Origin of the sequence: Tenacibaculum sp. AHE14PA (genome assembly GCF_019278465.1) — a bacterium.
GTDB lineage: Bacteria > Bacteroidota > Bacteroidia > Flavobacteriales > Flavobacteriaceae > Polaribacter > Polaribacter bernardetii.
Genome location: NZ_CP058983.1, coordinates 2,116,491 through 2,138,556, shown reverse-complemented (window position 1 = coordinate 2,138,556; position 22,066 = coordinate 2,116,491). Strand labels below are relative to the sequence as shown.

Genomic DNA, 22,066 nt, shown 5'->3' with positions numbered 1-22,066 from the left:
AGGTTGAAAAAAGCAATTATTAATAGATTACTAACAACACTTACTATACTGGTAAGTGTTGTTTCGTTTTCACAAAACACTCAGAGTAATAAAGGTAATACTATAAAAAAAGACACTGTTATTCCGCTAAAATATAATTTTAGTAATAACCAAAACGGAACTCTTTTTTTAAGCAACCCAACAGAGATAACCATAACCTTTGATAAGACTTTAAATAAGTTTATGTTGGTGGAGAAAATAGGCGATTACTATATTGGAACACCTGTTTTTATGACTCCCGATGAGTATGACAAGTATCGATTAAAAAATGATGTAAAAGATTATTTTAAAGAAAAGGTTGATGCAACAAACTCAAGAAAAAAAGGAAATAGTAAAGCAAGAAAAAACTTGTTACCTAAATATTATGTAAATTCTAAGTTTTTCGAGTCTATTTTTGGAGGTAATAGTGTTGAGGTAAATCCAACAGGTCAGGTAAATATAAAGCTCGGAGGAATTTATCAAAACAATGAGAATCCGCAAATATCAATAGAAAACCAGAGTAGTTTTACGTTTGATTTTGATCAACAAATAAGTACAAGTTTACAAGCAAAAGTTGGTAAACGATTAACGGTAACGGCAAATTACGATACACAATCTACATTCGATTTTCAAAACATCATTAAGTTAGAATATACGCCTACTGAAGACGATATTATACGAAATATAGAAGCAGGTAATATTAGTATGCCAATTAAAAACTCGTTAATAAACGGGGCACAAGCATTATTTGGTGTAAAAACAGAATTGCAGTTTGGTAAAACCTATATAACCGCAGCGTTTTCACAGCAAAATTCACAATCTAAAACAGTTATTGCAGAAGGAGGAGCAACTATTGAGGAGTTTGAGTTAAGAGCTTCTGACTATGATAATGATCGTCACTTTTTTTTATCACAATATTTTAGAGAGAGTTATACAGATGCCTTAAGTAACTACCCTTTGGTAAGTAGTCCAGTAAACATTACAAGAGTTGAAGTTTGGATAACGAATAGAACTCAAAATGTTACTGATTATCGAAGTATTGTAGGTCTTGCCGATTTAGGAGAATCTAATAATGCAAACAAAGTAAATCCAAATGAAGTAAATACTGTTCCTAGCCCTATCTCAGCGAACTCTAAAGTGTTACCATATAACGGAGTTAACAACTTAAGTCCATTATTAGCAACAACTACAGGTGGTATTAGAGATGTAGCTACAGTAGATGCGGCGATTAACAATATTATGCCAGCACGTCAAGGGTTTAACTATTCGTACCTTCAAAATGCAAGAAAATTACAAGCAAATGAATTTAGAGTACATCCGCAATTAGGTTTTATATCTTTAAACAGAAGATTAAATGATGGAGAGGTTTTAGCAGTTGCTTATGAATATACTGCGGTTGGAGCATCAGGTGGAGAAACTGTTTTTAAAGTAGGAGAATTTTCTAACGACGGTGTAGTTGCCCCAGATAATTTAGTGGTAAAGCTATTGCGTAGTGAAATTTTAAATACCACAAGGAAAAATGCGGTAACGAATGAAGATGAAGGTTTTCCTACATGGCGATTAATGATGAAAAACGTGTATGCTTTAGGTGCTTTTCCTTTGCAACGTGAAGGGTTTCGTTTTGAACTTTTATATCGTGATGATGAAACAGGAACTTTACAAAATACGTTACAAAAAGCCCTAACACCTGGAATTACAGATAAACCATTATTGCGTATTTTAAACTTAGATAAGTTAGATCAAAGTGAGTATGCCGTGCCAAACGGAGATGGTTTTTTTGATTATGTAGACGGAATAACTGTGAATTCAGAAAGAGGATATGTATTGTTTCCTGAACCAGAACCTTTTGGTGAAGATTTAAGAGATGAGCTTACCAACACTTCAGATCAGGATAAATATCTTTTTGAAGAACTGTATTTAACAACAAAAATTCAAGCAAAAAACGAGTATCAGAATAAAGACAAATTCTTTTTAAAAGGGTACTTTAAATCAGAAACAAGTAGAGGTATTTCTTTAGGAGGGTTTAATATTCCTAGAGGTTCGGTACGTGTAACTGCCGGAGGACGACAGTTAGTTGAAGGTATAGATTATGTGGTAGATTATCAATTAGGTCGCGTACAAATTTTAGATCCAGGTTTAGAAGCATCAGGAATTCCTATTAATGCAACGACTGAAAGTAATACCTTATTTAGTCAGCAACGAAAAACATTTATAGGTATTGATGTAGAGCATCGTTTTTCGGATAAATTTACCATAGGAGGAACTTACTTAAATGTAAGTGAAAAACCAATTACACCTAAAGTAAATTTTGGAGGAGAGCCTATAGATAATGTAATGTTAGGTTTTAATTTAGATTATTCTGCTGAAGTTCCTTACTTAACAAAATTAGCAAACAGATTACCGTTTGTAGAAACCGAAGTCCCTTCGAATGTATCTGTAAGAGCAGATATGGCTTATTTATTGCCAGGTTCGCCAAGCGGAATTAATGTAGACGGAACAGCAACTTCGTATTTAGATGATTTTGAGGCTTCGCAAATACCTATTAATTTAAGTTCTCCACAACAATGGTTTTTAGCAAGTACACCAGAATCGCAAGGTTTTGATGGTGGCGCAAGCGATTTATCTTACAATTACAAAAGAGGTAAAATTGCATGGTATAATATTGATCAATTATTTTATGGTAGTGGAAACAGACCTAACAATATTGATGAAAATGAATTGTCTAGAAACGAAATTCGTCAGATACGTTACAACGAATTATTTCCGAACACCGATTTAGATATTACGCAGCAAAATTTAGTTAGAACATTAGATTTGGCTTATTATCCCTCAGAAAGAGGTCCTTATAATTACAACGAAAATGCAAGTACAGTAACTTCAGAAGAACGTTGGGGAGGAATTATGCGACCATTAACAACTAATAATTTTGAACAAGCCAATGTAGAATATATTCAGTTTTGGTTAATGGATCCTTATGAAAATTACTCTATCACACAAGCAGAAGGATTATCGGCAGGAATAAACCCGCAAGATCCAGGAAATCAAGTAGGAAAATTATTTATAAATTTAGGAAACGTTTCTGAAGATATTTTAAAGGATGGTAGAAAACAATATGAAAATGGTTTACCTGCGGATGGAAATAAAGTAGATGGAACAAATGTAAATGCAACCAACTGGGGAAATACGCCAATAAATCCATCAATATTATATGCTTTTGACTCTAGCAACGAAGCTCGTGCAAATCAAGATATTGGTTTAGACGGTTTAACGGATGAAGATGAAAGAATAAAGTTCCCAGCATTCGCATCCTTAGATGATCCGGCAGGAGATAACTTTCAATATTTTAGAGGAGGTGCTATAGAAAACACAAATGCATCGGTTTTAACACGTTATAAAAACTTTAACGGTACGCAGGGAAATTCACCAACAGCTAGTCAGTCAAACGAATCTTTTCCTACTTCATCAACAGCATATCCTGATGTTGAAGATATTAATAAAGATCAAACAATGAACCCGGTAAATAGTTATTTTGAGTACGAGGTTTCATTAAATAGAAGCGATTTACAATTAGGACAAAATAATATTATAGATGTAAAAAATGAGCCAATTACTTTGGCAAACGGATCTACAAGAAGTACTACTTGGTATCAATTTAGAATTCCGGTTAGAAATGTAACAGATGCTCAGCGAATAAACGGAATTACCGATTTTAATAGTATTCGTTTTATTAGAATGTTTCTTTCGCAATTTAAAATGCCAGTTGTTTTACGATTCGGAGAGTTAGAATTAGTAAGAGGAGATTGGCGTAGATATACAAAAACATTACCGAATACAGGTGTGCCGGTAAATTTAGATAATACAGAACTTAATAATTTTGAGGTAGGTGTTGTAAGTATAGAGCAAAATTCGGAAAGATATAAATTACCTCCAGGAATTCAGCGAGAAGAATTACAAGGAACAAACAGAATTCAACGTCAAAATGAGCAGTCGGTAACTTTAAAAGTAACAGATTTAGCAGCCGATGACGTAAGAACTATCTATAAAAACATAAGTATAGATATGCGTAGGTATAAAAAACTACGAATGTTTTTACATGCAGAAAAACCAACAACAGAAGCTACTCAAGATGGAGATATGGTTGCTGTAATTCGTTTAGGAACCGATTTAAATGATAACTATTACGAAATTGAAAAACCATTAACATTATCAACCTCTAGAGCAACCTCTTTAGATGTTTGGCCTGAGGCAAATAATTTAGAAGTGCCTTTAGAAGAATTAGCAAATTTAAAAATAGAAAGGCCAACAGGTGTTGGAACAAGTATAACAGATATATTTTCAGCAACAAGTTCTAATGGTTTAAAAATATCAGTAAAAGGAAACCCAACATTGGCGCAAGTAAGAACTGTAATGCTGGGTGTTAAAAACGTATCTAATTCAGATAAAACAGTAGAGGTTTGGTTTAATGAATTACGTGCGGTAGGTTTTGATAATAAAGGTGGTTGGGCAGCTGTTGTAAATGCAGATGCAAATCTTGCCGATGTAATGGACTTGTCTTTAGCAGGAAGAATGTCTACCATTGGTTTTGGTAATGTTGAAGATAGAGTTCAGCAAAGAAGTATAGAGGAAATTAAACAATATAGTGTTGCAACCAATATTCAGTTAGGTAAAATGATGCCGCAAGATTGGAATATGCAAATACCTATGAGTTATAGCTATGGTGAAGAATTTAGGGACCCTAAATACGATCCTCAGTTTCAGGATGTGGAATTAGAAGATGCTTTAGATAAAAATCCTAACAGTGAAAATGCACAAGACTATACACGAAGAAAAAGCATTAGTTTTATCAATGTAAAAAAGAATAAAAATCCGAAGAGCAAAAAAACACCAAAGTTTTATGATGTAGAAAATTTTTCTGCTTCATATGCTCATAATGAAGAGTTTCATAAGGATTATAATATCGAAAAATTCGAAAATAAAAATGTAATGGCGGGAGCAAGTTATAATTTTAACTTTAAGCCTTTTGTTATAGAACCCTTTAAAAAATCAAAAAAATTTAATAATAAATACTTGCGATTTATAAAAGATCTTAATTTTAATCCAGTACCTAAAACGATAGCACTTAATTCGAGAATTAATAGAAATTATAACTCGCAACAATCTAGAAATTTAATTGAAGGACTAACAGCACAACCAGAATTAGTGCAACGTAGGTTTTTATTTAATTGGGATTATACGATTGGATTTGATTTAACAAAATCGCTTCAGCTAAACTTTAATGCAACTAACAATTATATTTACGATAGTTTTGGAGATGATGAAGAGTTAGAGATTTATGATCAATTTTTTACTGTTGGTAGGCCTGATAACTATCATCAAAAATTAAATGCAACGTATAAATTGCCACTTAGTAAGTTACCATATTTAAATTTTTTAAGTGCAGATTATAGTTATACAGCAGATTTTGATTGGAAAGCGAGTTCACAAAGTAATTTAGATTTACCAAACGGAGATAATGTAAGTTATGTAGATGTGGTTGGTAATATGATTCAGAATGCAAACACCCATAATTTAAATACAAATATAGATTTTGGTCGTTTTTATAAAACCTTAAAGTTAGATAAGCTATTACTAAAAGGAACCAAAAAGAAACCTGTTAAAAAAGGAACAGCAACTTTAGGGGGTGATAAAACATCTAAAGGAAGAGCCAAATTAAAGAAGAACGCTTCTTTTGGTCATAAAGTAATGAAGGGAATGTATGATGTATTAACATCGGTAAAGAGAGCAAAAATTAGTTATACTCAAAACAACGGAACTTTATTACAAGGATACAAACCATCGGTAGGATTTTTAGGAAGAAATAGTTATGACGGTAGTACAGCACCTTCATTAGGATTTGTATTTGGTAGTCAAACAGATATTTTAAATACAGCTATCGAAAACGGATGGTTGGTTACAAGAACAAGTCAGACTGACGAAAATCAACCTTATTATAACAAGAATTATGGTAAAACAAGATTCAAAAAATTAGATTATAATGTTTCTGTAAAACCTTTTAAAAATTTAACGATAGATTTAATTGGAACTAGGATTCAAACAAGTAATTTAAATCAGCAATTAGATATCATTTCTGATGGGAATGGAGGATTTGAGCAAGACCCGAACATTAAAGCTTTTGAAACAGGTAATTATAGCATTAGTCACTTTATGTTGGGTACTGTTTTTACAGATAGCGAGGTGTTATATCAAAATTTCTTATCAAACAGGAGTACAATTGCTAATAGGTTAGCAACTACAGATCAACCCGTAAGCGGATTTAAAGAAAACGGTCAGCAAGCAATGTTGCCAGCCTTTATTGCAGCATATTCAGGTAACGATGCAAATTCGGTAAGTACAGGTATTTTTAAAAATATACCAATTCCGAATTGGACAATGCGTTTTAATGGTTTTATGAAGTATAAGTGGTTTAAAAAGACTTTTTCATCTTTTACACTATCACATGGTTACAAATCGTCTTATACAATAGGTAACTACACCAATAATTTACAGTACGATTCAACAAATTTAGCAACAAATACAAATACTTCTGGTAATTATCAGCCAGAACTATTACTTTCGTCGGCAACTTTAATAGATGAGTTTTCACCATTAATGAAAGTTGATTTTAGGATGAAAAATTCATTTTCATTTAAAGGGGAAATAAGAAGAGATAGAAGTTTAACATTAAACTTTAATAACAATACCTTAACTGATATTAGAGGAACAGAATATGTTGTAGGTTTTGGTTATAAGATTAGAGATGTTAAATTTGTAACGCGATTTACAGGAAAAAAAGAAACATTAAAAGGAGATATAAACCTAAGAGCTGACGTATCTTTGAGGGATAATTTAACCTTAATACGTAGCGTTGATGAAGAAAATAGTCAAATAACAGGAGGAGAAAAATTATTCGGATTAAAATTTATAGCCGATTATAATTTAAGTAGCAGTTTAACAGCATCGTTTTATTACAATCATCAAACGTTTCAATATGCTGTTTCAACTACTTTTCCAAGACAGTCAATCAATGCAGGGATAAATATTATTTACAATTTAGGAAATTAAAACAAACACAATAAAAATAGTACAATGAACATTCCATCAGAATTAAAATACACGAAAGACCACGAATGGGTTAAGATAGAAGAAGGTGTAGCTACAATTGGTATTACCTCTTTTGCACAAGGAGAGCTAGGTGATATTGTATATGTAGACGTTGATACTTTAGATGAATCTTTAGATATTGAAGAGGTTTTTGGTTCAGTAGAAGCTGTTAAAACAGTATCTGATCTTTTTATGCCTTTATCTGGAGAAGTAATTGAGTTTAACGAAGCTTTAGAAGACGAACCAGAATTAGTAAATTCTGATCCTTATGGTGATGGATGGATGATAAAAGTTAAATTATCGGATGATTCACAAATACCTGATTTATTAAGTGCTGAAGCGTATCAAGAACTTATTAAGGGATAATTTAGTAGGAATAGCAATACTAATTGCAATTAGTATTGCTATTCTTAGCTTAATAAACATTGGAAAGCAACCAATTCAAATAAATAATTTGGATAAATACGAGCATGCACTTGCTTATTTTATTTTAACATTTATTTGTTTAATAGCTTTTAAAAAAACAAAAATCAATGAATATAGTATTGTTTTTTGTTGCTTTATTTACGGCATAATTATTGAAGCTCTTCAAGTTATAGTAACAACATACCGATCAGGTGATGTTTTAGATATTGTGGCAAATACGACGGGTATTTTAATAGCTTATATTGTTTACTTTCTTTTTTTAAGAAAAATATAGCTATTTAAAGAATTAGCTTGTAAAAGTTAAAATAATTTAATTAAATTAGCGAACTATTAAAAAATATTTACGATGGAAATTAAGAAAAATCCAAAGTCAAACTTAGAGAATTATAGTAAACTGTTTATGCAGTTAGGTTTGGTTTTAGCATTATTTATAACATATGTTGCAATTGAAAACAAAACATATGATAAGCAATACGGAGATTTAGGAATGGCTAATATGGCTTCTGAAATTGAAGAAGAAACAATAGAGCTTATTGTAGAGCCACCAAAGCCAAAGCCAAATACACCACCACCACCAGCACCAGAAAAAATTGAAATCGTAGAAGACGAGAAGGAAGTTGAAGAAACTATTATCGAATCTACTGAAACAGATGAATCTGAAGAAATTGTAGTTGAAGACATTGAAGAGGCAGTTGAAGAAGAAGTTTTCGTAGAGGATGTACCTTTTTCTATTATTGAAGAAGTGCCAATTTACCCAGGATGTACTGGTTCAAAAGCAGAAAAGAAAGCTTGTTTAAACAAACAATTAAGAAAGCACGTTCAGCGTTATTTTGATGCAGAATTAGCAAATGAGTTAGGTTTAGCACCAGGTAAAAAAAGAATTTATGTTCAATTTAAAATTGATAAAGATGGTTCTATTACTAGTGTAAACGCAAGAGCTCCTCACCCAAGGTTAAAAAAGGAAGCTATTCGTATAGCGAATAAAATTCCTAAAATGAAACCAGGTAGACAAAGAGGTAGACCAGTAAGAGTAGGGTATACATTACCTATTACTTTTAATGTAGAGTAAGTTAACTTACAAAATAAAAATAAAGAAAGCAATCCGATTTGGATTGCTTTTTTTATTGGCACACTTCTTGGTTTTAACATAGTATTAACTTAAAAAATTAAGAACTATGAAAGAAGAAAAAAAGAATCCAAGAAAACAATTAGAAAAATTCTCATCAATTTTTACGCAATTAGGTTTAGTACTTACATTATTTATAGTTTTTGTTTCATTAGAACATGAAACAGAGAAAGATTTAAATGTAGCAATCTTTACAAATCATGATACATTAGAAACCGTATTTACATTTTCGCGACCTGTTGTTATTAAAAAAATCGAAAAGAAGGTAAAGAAAGTGGTAGAGAAACAAGTTATTAAAACAATTGCTCCACCCAAAATTGTAAAAAACACTGAGAAGCTTGTTGAAACATTAATAAAAATACCAGTTGATGATAAACCAGAGACAGTTGTAGTTCCAAAAAAAACAGCTCCAACAGTAATTCCTTCAGTTGAAAATACGATGTCTATAAATAACGTTCAAAACAGACCCGTTTTTAAAGGTTGTGAAGGTTTATCCGAAGAAGAAAATAAAAAATGTTTTGAGAAGAAAATTCAACAACATGTTCAGCGTTATTTTAATGTAGAATTAGCACAAGATGTAGGGTTAAGGTCGGGGAAATATAAAATATTTACGCAGTTTATAATTGATAAATCTGGTGTTATATCTGATGTAAAAATTAGAGCTCCACATAAAAGATTAGAAAAAGAAACAAATAAAGTGGTGCGTAAAATTCCAAAATTTACACCAGGAAAGCAAAATAATACTCCTGTTAAAGTAAAATATACTTTACCTATTACTTTTAATGTAGAATAAAGTTAAAAACTCAACTATTTAGGTTGAGTTTTTTATTTTTGTTAGTATGAATACAACAAAAAACTTTTTTGCGCACGAAACAGCGGTAATAGATGATAACTGTAGTATAGGTTCAGAAACCAAAATTTGGCATTTTAGCCATATCATGTCAAATTGTAAAATTGGTAATAAGTGTAATATAGGTCAAAATGTGGTAGTTTCACCAAAGGTAGTCTTAGGAAACAATGTAAAGGTTCAAAACAATGTATCTATTTACACAGGTGTTATTTGCGAAAATGATGTTTTCTTAGGTCCATCGATGGTTTTTACAAATGTTATTAACCCTAGAAGTGCTATTAAAAGGCAAGATGAGTATTTAAAAACTACGGTTAAAAAAGGCGCTAGTATTGGCGCTAATGCAACTATAGTTTGTGGTAATGATATTGGTGAATATGCATTCGTTGGTGCAGGAGCTGTGGTTACAAAGCAAGTGTTACCATATGCGCTGGTTGTTGGTAATCCATCAAAGCAAATAGGTTGGGTTAGTGAATACGGGCATCGATTAGAATTTAATGATAATGGAGATGCGCTATGTATAGAAAGTAAACAACAATATAAATTAAAAAATAATAAAGTAATAAGAGTGTAACTTAAATGTAAATTAAAGGTTAATTTTTATTAAAAAGTATTTGTTTAAAAGAAACTAGTTATCTATATTTGATTAGTGGCTTTAAAACCACTACTTTTTCTTTTTCATAGCAATTTTTCCCACTCAATTTATTGAGTGGGTTTTTTTATGTACAATTCCCAGTACAAAAAACCGTATACAACTATATATTCTAAAGCAACAAACCAAAGGTTTTCTTTCCAAGGTTGATTTGCGTATGCTTGATAACTAAAAATAATTACGATACTCCAAATTACAGGGAATCGATATTTTGTAAATAGTGATAAAATTAAAAGTGTAGCAATATACCAAGGATGCATTGTTGTTGCTGTAAAATAATAAAAAGACAAGCCAAATAACATGGCTGTTAGTAATTGTGTAAACGTTTTATTATTTCTGATAAAAGTGATACTAATTAAAAATAAAATGGTTAAAATCGGCATTATTTTACCGATTACGGCAATTTCATTATAACCTCTAAATAGATACCCAATCTCTCTAGCTATATAGTAAAAACTAGCATTAAATTCGAAATTCCTAAACCATAACCCTACAGAATTAGAGTAGTTGGTAATTAATTCTGAGGTGTAAAAAGGAAGAAACAATAAAAGTGTAACTGTTATAACTACCAGATAAAAACAAATTAGTTTTAGTAATTCTTTTGGACGAAATTTAAAGCCAATCCATCTAATAATTTTTTTGTTATTTGTGTGTAAAGGGCTTATAAACCATTGTAAAAACAATGGTAAGAACAGTAAAGGAACTAATTTTACAGAAACCGAACAAGCTAGCAGTATTGCAGCCCAAATCCATTTTCGTTGTTGTAATTTGTATAAACTCCACACTAAAAAGAACAACATTACAGGTTCAAAATGCAAGTTGCCCGTCATCTCAATAATTATAAACGGATTTAAAATGTATAAAAAAATGTTATGAATTGGTAATTTTAGTTTTTCTAATAGTTTTTTTCCGAAGTAAAGTATTCCTACATCAGCCAAAATTATAATAACACGCATTATAACTACACTGCCTAAAATGCTTTTGTTAGCGAAAATAGCCGCAATTAAAAAACATAATTGATTTATAGGTGGATAATTGGTGAAATGACTTCCGTTCATTGTACCCATTCCTTTGTATAAATCAACAGCTTGGTTTATAGGATATGTTTGTTGTTCTATAAATGTTTTGGGTAATGATAAATACGGATTTAATCCTTCTAAAATCATTCTTCCATCCCAAATAAATCTATAAAAATCTTGTGATAAATTTGGAGTAGCAACAAGAAAGATCAATCGAAATAAAATTGAAATACTGGCTAAAAGTATAAAGTTGTTTTTATTGTTTTTCCATAAAAAGTAGGTGATCAAAAATAAAGAAAACCACAAAAAAAGTAACTTCGAAAATTCAGTTCTTTCTAAAAAATAAGCAAATAAAAAATAAAGGATACCACTAATAAAAGTTAGTAGTAGCGAGCTATATTTTTTCCAGAAAAGCATTAGGCTTTAGAAAAAAGTGATTTAAAAAAAACGTATCCAAATCCGATAGTTAACATCAAATGAAAAGGAAATAAACCGAAATCACCATCTTGGTTACCAACAACAAAAGCACTATACATACCAAAGATAAAATACAATGTTAATAATCCCTCAATAATTACGTTTAAAGAAACTTTTGTTCTTACGTATTTATTGTTTTTCCAACCGTCTTTAAGTGTTTTTATATTAAATTTTGGTGTACGAACAAATTCACTTTTCTTACCAAAATGACCTTCTAAAACAGCAATGGTATTGTGTAAAGAAAAGCCCATTACAATGGTAAAAAATGTAAAGAAAGCACCAATGTATTTTATAAAATTTTTAAATCCGCCGCCGTTATTTTTTTTATACATAAACCAATAACAGATAAAAAATATGATAGAACTTAAAACGAAAAAACTCATCACGTAAAAGAAAGGTTTTAAATGAGTATATTCATTTTTAATGTATAACATCGGAATACTTAAAACAGCAACTAAAAAAATACAGGTAAACATAGAGCTGTTTAGTAGGTGTAAAAGTCCGTGAATTTTAGTTTTTGCAGAAACGTTTTTATTTAAAATAATGCGTTTTCCCATTTTCTGAAAATTCTCTGCGCCACCCTTATTCCAACGAAATTGTTGGGTTCTTGCTGCACTAATAACAACAGGAAGTTCTGCAGGAGTTTCAACATGTTCTAAATATTTAAACTTCCAGTTTTTAAGCTGTGCTCTATAACTCAAGTCAATATCTTCGGTTAAGGTATCTCCTTCCCAGTTTCCGGCATCTAAAATACATTCTTTACGCCATGCACCAGCTGTTCCGTTAAAGTTAATAAAATGACCTTTACTATTTCTACCAACTTGTTCTAAAGAAAAATGAGCATCTAAGGCAAATGCTTGGATTTTAGTTAAGGTTGAATAATTTCTATTGATATGCCCCCAGCGAGTTTGTACTACGCCAATTTCAGGGTTTTTAAAATACGGAATTGTTTGTTCTAACCAATTTTCTTGTGGTAAAAAATCAGCATCAAAAATAACAATGAATTCTCCTTTGGCAACTTCCAAACCTTCTTTTAAAGCTCCTGCTTTAAATCCTTGGCGATTTTCTCTTCGGATGTGTACAATGTCTAATCCAGTTTCTTGAAGTTGAGCAATATGCTTAGCAGTAGAAATTACTGATTCATCTGTAGAATCATCTAAAACCTGAATTTCTAATTTTTCATTCGGATATTTAATTTTTGCAATGTTAGTTAACAAACGTTCCATTACATATAACTCGTTAAATACAGGCAATTGAATGGTTACAAAAGGAACTTCTGAGGATTTAGAGAAATCGAACTTAGGAGAGTTATCTTCTTTTTTTTGAGCCTTTAAGTAATTAAACAATAAGTTTAATTGCGCCAAAGCATACATAAAAATTAAAATTAACGAAATAGCATAAATCACTATTATAATATACTCTACAACCATTATTTAAAACTGTATTTAAATATCCAACTTAATATTTTAACGCCCGCTAATATACTACCTTTTACAGTACCTGAAACTTTAGATACACCTATTCTATTTCTGTATTTCATAGGAATTTCTGTATATGTGAATTGCTGTTTCAATGCTTTTAATTGCATTTCTACCGTCCAACCATAAGTTTTATCCTCCATATTTAAGTCCAGTAGTTTGTTGTATTTAATAGCTCTAAACGGACCGAGATCTGTGAATTTTGCTCCAAAAAATAAAGACATTAATGAAGTAGCTAGCCAGTTACCAAATATTTGTTGTGGAGTCATAGAGCCATTTTCTCTTAGTTCTTTTACACGGGCACCAATTACAAAATCGATGTTGTCGTTTATAATAGGATGAACAAGTTCCATTAATTGCTCAGGATAATCAGAATAATCACCATCTAAAAAAACAATAATATCGGGTTTGTTTTTTTGTTCAGCAATATAATTCATTCCCTTTAAGCAAGCATAGCCATAGCCTTTTCGGTTTTCTTTTAAAACTGTAGCTCCTGCGTTTTTGGCATTTAGCTCTGTTGCGTCTGTAGAGTTGTTGCTGATAACAATTATTTCATCTACAATTGATGGAATATCGTTAATGACATTTGCTATTGAATCTTGCTCGTTGTAAGCAGGGATAATAACTTTAATTAATTGATTCATTAAAATTTTATATTTGGATTATCCTTCTTAAATATTACATAAGAAGTCCATTCTCCAGTTTTTTCATTTTCAGAGTAACGTTCTGCTTTTTCAAGAGAGTTGTTTTTGTAAACTAAAGCATAACCTTCTTTGACTCCGTTTTTGTACTGAATTTTTTTCTTTCCTTTATCGGTATAAAAGATCCACCAATTGTTAGCGTTATCATTTGTAAAAGCGCCTTCTTTTAATAACATCTCATTTTCGTTGTAAAAGTACCAATATCCGGTTTTTTTATCGTGATTATAATGTCCTTTTTTTGAAATATTACCATTTGGGTGATAAAAAGTCCAAAAATCTACCTTTTGATTGTTTAACATCCAGCCTTGTGATTGTAAATTTTCTTGCGCATCAAAAATTCGAACAAATTCTTTCTCTTCTTGTGTTAAGGTTATAACTAAAAAAAGGGATAAGGCATATTTAAGAATCATAAAATGTAGTTTTTATATGTTGCTTTGTATTGATTTAAAATTAGATAGTCGAATAGCTAACCGTTAATTAACAAATTACTTTATTTTTTTAATTGAGTAACTTATTCTAGTACCTATTATAGGTACGTAATTTTTAAAATTAAAGTTTTTTTAAAATAAAAAAAACCAATATTACTTTTTTTCCGTATATATTGATGTCACTAACACATAAAACAAAATAATTATGACAATTAAAAAAAATGACAGAGTTATAGCGCTTGCAGTAGTATGCATGATGTTAACCACTTTTTGTATGGCTCAGAGCCCAGTAAGTGGATTTATGAAGAAAAAAGGAGAAGGCGCTTTAGTCTTATCTTATTCTCACGAGTCTTATGATAAAGTATTTTTAGTACCTAATGAGGCTGATGGAGTACCAGTATTTAATGATGTAACTACAACAAGTATTTCTTTTTATGGAGAAATAGGTGTTACAGATAAATTTAATATTGTTTTAAACGTACCTTATATTAAATCAGAAGGTAATGCAAGTAGTGCAGAATTAGCAAACAATGGCTTTGAAAATGAAAGAAAAGGATTGCAAGATTTAAAAATCTATGCAAAGTATAAATTTCATACGATTGATTTCGAAAAAAGTTCATTAGATTTTATTGGATCAGTAGGTGTTGAAACTCCTTTAGGTGATTACAGTGCAAATGAGGGATTACAGTCTATTATTGCTATAGGTAATGAGTCTTTTAGATTTAGTGCTTTAGGAATTGCAACTTTTAAAATGAATTCAGGAATTTTTGTAACAGGGCAGGCTGGTTATAGTTTTAGAGCTAGTAATGTGCCAAATGCTTTAATAACTGAATTAAAGTTAGGGTATGCTGCATCAAAATTTTATGTAGATGCTTTTGTTGCTAATCAATTATCAGATAAAGAAGGTGTAGATATTCTAGGCGAAGGTTTTGTAGGTTTTTTCCCTGCAACACGTGTAAATTACACAAGAGTAGGTGTTAATGGTTACGCTCCTTTATACGGAGGTGTAGGTTTAACAGCAGGAGTTAATAGCTACCTTACAGGTAGAAATATCGGAAAATCTACCGGTTTTTATGGTGGATTAGTTTACTCATTTTAATAAATAAAAGAAATACAATTATGAAAAATTTATCTATTTTTAAATATATGCTAGTGTCAGCAATTGCCATTGGTACATTAAGTTCATGTGAATCATCATCTAGTTATGAGGATATTACACCATCAATTGCTAATATAGCAGTAACAAACCCAGCTTTTAGTACTTTAGAATCTGCCGCTGTAGCAGGAGGTGTCGCAGGAGTGTTAAGTAATTCTAATCCTAATGATCCTTCTGGAGATTATACGGTTTTTGCGCCAACGAACGATGCTTTCGCTAGATTGGGTTTAAATAGTGAAACTTTAGGAGCTCTTCAAAAATCATTTTTAACAAATACATTATTATACCACGTTTCTAACGGAAACTTATTAGGGGCTGATATTTCAGAAGATGTTTCATCAACATCAGCTCTTGGTATTGATAGACGTTTTGTTTCTCGTGATGGAGATACCTATATTAATGGTTCTAAAATATTAGCAACCGATATCTCGGCAAGTAATGGTACTGTTCATGTAATTGATAAAGTTATGATTGCTTCTGGTGCAGATATTGTACAAACAGCTTTAGCACTTCAAAGCGCTCAGGTTTTTACAGCTCCAGAATTAACTTACTTAGTAGAGGCTGTAGTTTATACGGATTTAGTTGGAGCACTTTCAGCTTCTGAAGGTAGCCCATCATTTACAGTATTTGCTCCTACAGATCAGGCTTTTGTTGACTTAGGTGCTGCATTAGGATTAACTTTTACAAAACCATCTGATATTCGTCAATTACCTGTAGATGTTGTAACAGCTGTACTTTTAAACCACGTAATAGCAAATGACGGAAAATTTACTTCAGAATTAAATCAAGGAGCAGTAACTCCGCTTGGTGGTGATGCATTAGCTTTAGGTGCTTTTACTGATGGTGTACTTACAGTTACTGGAGCAGGAAATGGAGCTGATGCAGCAAACATGGTTATTCCAGATGTACAAACTACAAACGGAATAGTTCACGTAATCGATAGAGTATTACTACCAAATTTATAAAAAATTAGTGTTAGTTTGTTTGATATTTAAAGTCACAGGTTTATTCTGTGGCTTTATTTTTTTTAGAGAAACTCTAATTTCCATATATATTATAATTGATGTTTCCTTGTCTATCTGAAAGAGTAAAGTACTTATGAAAGGTTAATATAAGGCTTGAAGAAAAGTTGGTTTAAAAGCTAATAACTTTAATAAGTTTAACATTAGGTGATTTAAGTACTCCGAATTACAAATAACATAGGTTTTATTTATTGATGTAATAGTTGATTTTAAACGCTTATCACTCTATAATACCATATAACTTGTGTTAGATTTAAAAGTTTATCCTGTTCTTAAACCCTTAACTTTAAAATGATTTTTAGAGATGTTATTATCACTCTGGATGAAAACAGACACCAGATTTTATAACTATTTTTTTATGTGTTTATAGAGCAGTACCTATTAAATATTCTATTTAGCTTATCACATAAAATTAATTTATAAGACATTTTTTAGCCCTTATGAGAATTCTCATAAGGGCTAAAAAATATCTTATATTATGTTTAACGAAAGCGTCGAATATTTTTATTATTTGATTAAAACGGAGTATTATTTCTTGTTAACTAACTCCATTAAATCAACATCGTTACCTAATAATACATCCGTAGGGTTTATTCTTCCTTCTTCTGGTCCGTTTTCTAATTTTAAAACTCCTCTAGGACAAACAGCAGAACAAATACCACAACCAACACAGCTAGATCGTACAATGTTTTCTCCTTTTTGAGCATAAGCTCTTACATCAATTCCTTGTTCGCAATACGTAGAACAGTTTCCGCAAGAAATACATTGACCACCGTTAGTTGTAATTCTAAAACGAGATTTAAAACGTTGGATAAAACCTAAATACGCTGCTAACGGGCATCCAAAACGACACCAAACTCTATTACCAAAAATCGGGTAAAATCCAGTTCCAATTACACCTGCAAAAATAGCACCGATAAGAAAGCCATAAATATCTTGAATTGTTTGTGTTTTAATACCTAAAACCTGGTCGGCACCATAAAAGAAAGTATATAAGGCAAAACCGGTCATTACTAAAACAAAAACAAGTACAGAGTGAATTACAATACGCTCTACTTTCCAAGAAAGTAATGTTTTACTAGAAAGTTGTCTGTAGGGATCTCCTAAAGTTTCAGCCAAACCACCACAACCACAAACCCAAGAACAATACCATCTTTTTCCGAAGAAATATACCATTACTGGTACCACTACAATAGTTAAAACAATTCCCCATACTAAAATAAATAAACCAAAACCACCACTAGAAAGTAGCTCATCTAAGTTCCATTTAAAAAAGAAATCATAATCTAAAGGAAAGGCATTTTTAAAATCATACCAAGGTTTTTCGAAACGAACTAAAATCTCAGGAATTAAAAAAGCAAATACAATTTGAAAGAATAAAACAGAGGTTGTCCTTAAAATTTGATATTTATTATGACGGTATTTTATGTACATTCTTACTGCCATAACAGTCATAACTACACAATATAAAAAACCATATAAAAACCATTGACTAGCCGGATTATTACTAATAGATTGGCTAATAGGATCTACTAAATACACCCAGTTTACAATAAAATCAGGATAAAAATAAAGTAGCACATAAAAAGTAACCAAAAAGACAAAAGCAAACCAACCTATCCAACCACGATTGGTAGCTGCATTTAAAAATATTCCATTGTTTTTTACTCCTGGCTTTCCTAGTATAATAACATCAGGAACTATAAATAACAAAGCTCCAAGAATACCCAAGCCAAAAGTTAAAAACCATGCTAAACCTGTGTTTTCAACAGCAAACCCTTTTCCTGATTTTTTAGCAAGTGTAAAACTTAAACTATGCAGTTTTCCGGAGATTTTATATTGAAATTGGGCCCCTTTTTTGTCCCAATTTTTTTCAGCGTCGTATTTTGCTATAAGGGCATCATAATAATTATTAGAGTTTTCATAAGCTTGTATAACACGACTCGAAAACTGAAAGATATTTAAATCTTCTGAGGTTACAACAGCCTTTGTTAATTCGTCAGCTATAACGGTACTTTTATAATTTTGTTCTTTTAAAAAAGTATCTAATTCTCCTTTTGTTAAACTGAAAGAACCTGTGAAAATAGTTCCTATAAAGATGGCTAATCCTACTAAAAAAATGATTAAACCTGATTGTTTTACTATTTTCATATTTTTATGCTTTACTAAAAATTCGTTTCCAACTTTTCTTTTTCAGCTGAATATTAGTGTTGTTTTCTTTGTTGAATTTGGCAATTATTGCTGGCTCGTGTAGTTTGTAAAATTCAGGATCGAAATTGGCATCAGCCAAATGTTCTAAAACATATTCTATAGAGCGTTTTTCGTTTAATATTTTATCAAAAAACTCGTGACGCATTCTAATTCCGAAGTTATTTATGCCAATAAACCTGTGTGTATTTTTATCATAATTTATATGAATACATTTTTTACCATCTTCATGTTCCCAATAAAAGCGGGCTTCATTTTCTTTTGGTTGCGCCCAAACCCAACCGTAGGTTTGGTATTCTATATCTATAAATTTAGCAGAGTTAAACCAATGGCCCGGTTTGTAAGCCATTTTATTTCCGCAAATAGTTTGGGCCACTGTTTCGCCCATCATTCTTCCAGTATACCAAACGGCTTCTATTACTCTTCGTTGGCCAATAGCTAAATGTTGTTCTGCACAATCACCTATCGCATATATATCTTTAATATTGGTTTCTAAAAAGCGATTTACTTTTACGCCTCTATCAATTTCTATTTCAGAAGATTTTAAAAAATCAACGTTAGGAGAAACCCCTGCGGTTAAACCAACAACATTACACTCAATTTCTTCATTGGTTTCTGCAATTATAATCGATTTTACTTGTCCGTTTTCATCAGATTTAATTTCTTTTAAGTTAGTACCTAAACGCAAATCTATATGATTGTCTAAAATTTCTTTATTAATCATTTCTGATTCTTCGGAAGGTAAAACACCGTTCCAAAAACTCTTTTCACGAACTAAAAACGTTACAGGTATGTTTCTACTATGTAACATTTCGGCAAGCTCAATACCAATTAATCCACCACCAACAATTACAGCTCTTTTGCATGCTTTATTATTGGGGGCATATTTTTCAAGTTTTTCTAAATCTTGTTTGTGATACATTCCCATAACACCATCTAAATCTTGGCCAGGCCAACCAAATTTATTAGGTTTAGAACCGGTTGCTATAATTAATTTGTCATAAGAAAGTTTTTCACCGTCTTTAAATTCAAGTTCTTTATTAGCAGAATTTATTTCTGTAACAAATCCTCTTTTAAGGTCAATGTTGTTTTTTTTCCAAAACCAAGACTCGTAAGGTTGTGTATGTTCAAACTTCATGTGCCCCATGTATACATACATTAAAGCAGTTCGAGAAAAAAAGTAATCTGTTTCCGCAGAAACAATGGTAATTTTTTTATCTGATAATTTTCTAATGTGCCTTGCAGCTGTAACACCAGAAATTCCATTACCAATAATAACAACGTGTTCCATAAAAGTTGATTTGCAGTTTGGTCGAGGTTAAAGTTAATAACTTAATAGGTTAAATTAATTTAGAATGAGTTTAAATACGGTAAGAATTCTAATATGTGGTTTTAAAAAAACTAATAATTGGCCTCTAAAGATGTTAATTGTTTAAAAAAACACTAATTTAGGAGTTATGAAAGTAGTTAAATTTTTTATAATATGTCTTTTATGCTTGTCTTGTAAAAGTCAAATAAAAAAAATAAACGGACTTAGTTTTGTGGCTTCTCCAGATAAAATCACCAATGAACATGTTACTCCTGTTTTAAACGTTTCAGCTAATTACGTGGCTTTAATGCCTTTTGGATTTATTAAAGATTTGTCATCTCCAAAAATAATTCATAATACCAATAGACAGTGGTTTGGCGAAACTGAAAAAGGAATCCTGCAATATGGAAAAGAATTTGAGAAAAGCAATGTGAAATTAATGATAAAACCGCAAATATGGGTTTGGAAGGGTGAGTTTACAGGGAACATAAAAATGGAATCAGAAGAAAATTGGAAGATTTTAGAAGATTCGTATTCAGAATTTATTTTAATGTATGCAAAAACAGCGCAGAGTTTAAAAGCTGATATTTTTTGTATCGGCACAGAATTAGAGCGTTTTGTTAAAAATAGACCTGCTTTTTGGTTGCAATTAATTAAAAATATTAGAGCTGTTTATAGCGGTAAACTTACCTATGCTGCAAATTGGGATGAATATAAAAGAGTTTCTTTTTGGGCGCAATTAGATTATATTGGTATTGATGCTTATTTTCCGTTAAGTGATAAAAAATCTGCAACTACACAAGATTTTGAAAAGGGTTGGCAAGTGCATAAAAAAGAAATTATAAGTGTTAGAGAGCAGGTTAATAAGCCTGTTTTATTTACGGAATATGGCTACAGAAGTGTTGATTATAACGGAATAAAACCGTGGGAATCTAACAGAGTAGTAGAGAAAGTAAATTTAGAAGCGCAAAGAAATGCAACAGAAGCTATTTATAATCAATTTTGGAAAGAAGAATGGTTTGCTGGCGGATTTGTGTGGAAATGGTTTCATAAACACAATGAAGTTGGAGGAGAAGATAATAATAGGTTTACACCTCAAAATAAACCAGCAGAAAGGTTGTTAAAAGAATTATATGCTCAATAAATTACAACTAAACGAATTACTTTTTACTTAAAGGGTATATTTCTTGCCCAATAAAACTTTTAGGAAAATACTCATCTCCATCAAAACCAATTTCAATATCTCTACCAGAATGAGGAATGTAGTTTGTTTTAAAAATATAATCCCAAATGCTTAATGTAATCCCGAAGTTTACTCCTTTACTTCTTTCTTTGGGAAGTTCTTTAGCATGGTGCCAAATATGCATTTTCGGATTGTTTAGAATATATTTTAAAAAACCATAATCCCAATTAATGTTAGCATGATTTAAATGGCCAATAGTAATGTTAAAAAAATGAACCAAGGCAACATCTTGTGCCGTGAATCCACCCATTATAGCCAACGGAATATATTTCATAGAATTATAAACAACGGGCTCCATCCAGTGATATCTTAGATGCGCAGCAAATCCCATTTCTTTTACAGAATGATGTACCTTATGAAAGTTCCATAAAAACTCATACTTGTGTAAAAGTGTATGTGTAAACCATTGTACAAAATCAATAATAATAAAAAAGGTGAAAATTCTAAGCCAAAAAGGAAATTCGTTGACGTTAAAAAGCTGAAAACTTGTTATAGATAAATCAAAAAACCCTAAGAAGTCGTTAAAAATTTGTGCGGCTGAATTAGATAAAGCAATTAAAACAATTAGGTTTAATAAGAAAAAATTGAAGAACATATAGAATACATCTTGCCAAAAATCTTTTCTAAATATTGCTTGATTTTTACGCCAAGGAAAAACTATTTCAAGAACCCAAACAACCAAGGAGATTGCAATTAATCCGTAAAAGTAATTTTCCCAATTCAATTCCATAAATACAGATTGTTTGAGGTAATTCCAATAATCGGAATAAGAATTTTTTATGATGTTGAGGTATTTATCCATCAAATATAAAATAA

At 31.1% G+C, this 22,066-nt stretch carries 16 protein-coding genes; 9 read left to right on the top strand and 7 right to left on the bottom strand.

What is annotated here, in order from left to right; all coding sequences use genetic code 11:
* Window positions 1–3: 3 nt before the first annotated feature.
* From sprA to H0I30_RS09835, 6 genes are all read left to right on the top strand, one after another.
* Window positions 4–7,119, top strand: coding sequence for a cell surface protein SprA (gene sprA, locus H0I30_RS09860; RefSeq protein ID WP_255554364.1), 7,116 nt, complete (start codon window positions 4–6; stop codon window positions 7,117–7,119).
* Between the two features lie 24 nt (window positions 7,120–7,143).
* Complete coding sequence (gene gcvH / locus H0I30_RS09855) at window positions 7,144–7,524, top strand: glycine cleavage system protein GcvH (RefSeq protein WP_218771693.1); 381 nt, start codon at window positions 7,144–7,146, stop codon at window positions 7,522–7,524.
* Window positions 7,490–7,858: a VanZ family protein gene (locus tag H0I30_RS13085; RefSeq protein ID WP_370624104.1), complete on the top strand. Its 369-nt coding sequence runs from the start codon at window positions 7,490–7,492 to the stop codon at window positions 7,856–7,858. The genes gcvH and H0I30_RS13085 overlap by 35 nt, the downstream gene beginning before the upstream one ends.
* A 72-nt stretch (window positions 7,859–7,930) precedes the next feature.
* On the top strand, window positions 7,931–8,653 hold the full coding sequence (locus H0I30_RS09845) for an energy transducer TonB (protein WP_218771691.1): 723 nt from the start codon (window positions 7,931–7,933) through the stop codon (window positions 8,651–8,653).
* Between the two features lie 106 nt (window positions 8,654–8,759).
* Window positions 8,760–9,503, top strand: coding sequence for an energy transducer TonB (locus H0I30_RS09840; RefSeq protein ID WP_218771690.1), 744 nt, complete (start codon window positions 8,760–8,762; stop codon window positions 9,501–9,503).
* A gap of 46 nt (window positions 9,504–9,549) precedes the next feature.
* Window positions 9,550–10,131, top strand: a complete 582-nt coding sequence (locus H0I30_RS09835) for an acyltransferase (protein ID WP_218771689.1) — start codon at window positions 9,550–9,552, stop codon at window positions 10,129–10,131.
* A gap of 128 nt (window positions 10,132–10,259) precedes the next feature.
* Here H0I30_RS09835 and H0I30_RS09830 read toward each other — a convergent pair whose 3' ends face one another.
* The 4 genes from H0I30_RS09830 to H0I30_RS09815 are packed head-to-tail and all read right to left on the bottom strand — an operon-like array spanning window position 10,260 to window position 14,294.
* On the bottom strand, window positions 10,260–11,645 hold the full coding sequence (locus H0I30_RS09830; RefSeq protein ID WP_218771688.1) for a mannosyltransferase: 1,386 nt from the start codon (window positions 11,643–11,645) through the stop codon (window positions 10,260–10,262).
* Window positions 11,645–13,135, bottom strand: coding sequence for a cellulose synthase family protein (locus tag H0I30_RS09825; RefSeq protein ID WP_218771687.1), 1,491 nt, complete (start codon window positions 13,133–13,135; stop codon window positions 11,645–11,647). Before H0I30_RS09825 ends, H0I30_RS09830 begins: the two co-directional genes overlap by 1 nt.
* The gene (locus tag H0I30_RS09820) at window positions 13,135–13,827 is read right to left on the bottom strand and encodes a glycosyltransferase family 2 protein (protein WP_218771686.1); all 693 of its coding nucleotides are present in this window, start codon (window positions 13,825–13,827) and stop codon (window positions 13,135–13,137) included. The genes H0I30_RS09825 and H0I30_RS09820 overlap by 1 nt, the downstream gene beginning before the upstream one ends.
* A complete protein-coding gene (locus tag H0I30_RS09815) occupies window positions 13,827–14,294 on the bottom strand; it encodes a toxin-antitoxin system YwqK family antitoxin (protein ID WP_218771685.1) in 468 nt (155 codons plus the stop codon). Before H0I30_RS09815 ends, H0I30_RS09820 begins: the two co-directional genes overlap by 1 nt.
* Before the next feature lie 223 nt (window positions 14,295–14,517).
* On the opposite strand from H0I30_RS09815, the gene H0I30_RS09810 reads away from it, so the two are divergent.
* Window positions 14,518–15,411 (top strand): hypothetical protein, encoded by an 894-nt coding sequence (locus H0I30_RS09810; protein WP_255554363.1) that lies wholly within the window; start codon window positions 14,518–14,520, stop codon window positions 15,409–15,411.
* Between the two features lie 20 nt (window positions 15,412–15,431).
* Window positions 15,432–16,433 carry a fasciclin domain-containing protein gene (locus H0I30_RS09805; RefSeq protein WP_218771684.1) on the top strand — a complete coding sequence of 334 codons (1,002 nt, stop codon included), beginning with the start codon at window positions 15,432–15,434 and terminating at the stop codon, window positions 16,431–16,433.
* A 585-nt stretch (window positions 16,434–17,018) separates the two neighbouring features.
* On the opposite strand, the gene H0I30_RS09800 is transcribed toward H0I30_RS09805, so the two are convergent.
* Together H0I30_RS09800 and H0I30_RS09795 are read right to left on the bottom strand one after the other, a co-directional pair.
* Window positions 17,019–18,641 (bottom strand): 4Fe-4S dicluster domain-containing protein, encoded by a 1,623-nt coding sequence (locus tag H0I30_RS09800; protein WP_218771683.1) that lies wholly within the window; start codon window positions 18,639–18,641, stop codon window positions 17,019–17,021.
* Window positions 18,642–18,645: 4 nt separating this feature from the next.
* Complete coding sequence (locus H0I30_RS09795) at window positions 18,646–19,989, bottom strand: NAD(P)/FAD-dependent oxidoreductase (RefSeq protein ID WP_218771682.1); 1,344 nt, start codon at window positions 19,987–19,989, stop codon at window positions 18,646–18,648.
* A gap of 166 nt (window positions 19,990–20,155) precedes the next feature.
* Between H0I30_RS09795 and H0I30_RS09790 the strand changes: the two genes are divergently transcribed.
* Entirely contained in the window at window positions 20,156–21,151 is a 996-nt protein-coding gene (locus tag H0I30_RS09790; RefSeq protein ID WP_218771681.1) for a glycoside hydrolase TIM-barrel-like domain-containing protein, read from the top strand.
* Window positions 21,152–21,167: 16 nt separating this feature from the next.
* Here the strand turns inward: H0I30_RS09790 and H0I30_RS09785 are convergent, their stop codons facing one another.
* A complete protein-coding gene (locus H0I30_RS09785) occupies window positions 21,168–22,052 on the bottom strand; it encodes a sterol desaturase family protein (RefSeq protein ID WP_218771680.1) in 885 nt (294 codons plus the stop codon).
* Between the last annotated feature and the right edge of the window lie 14 nt (window positions 22,053–22,066).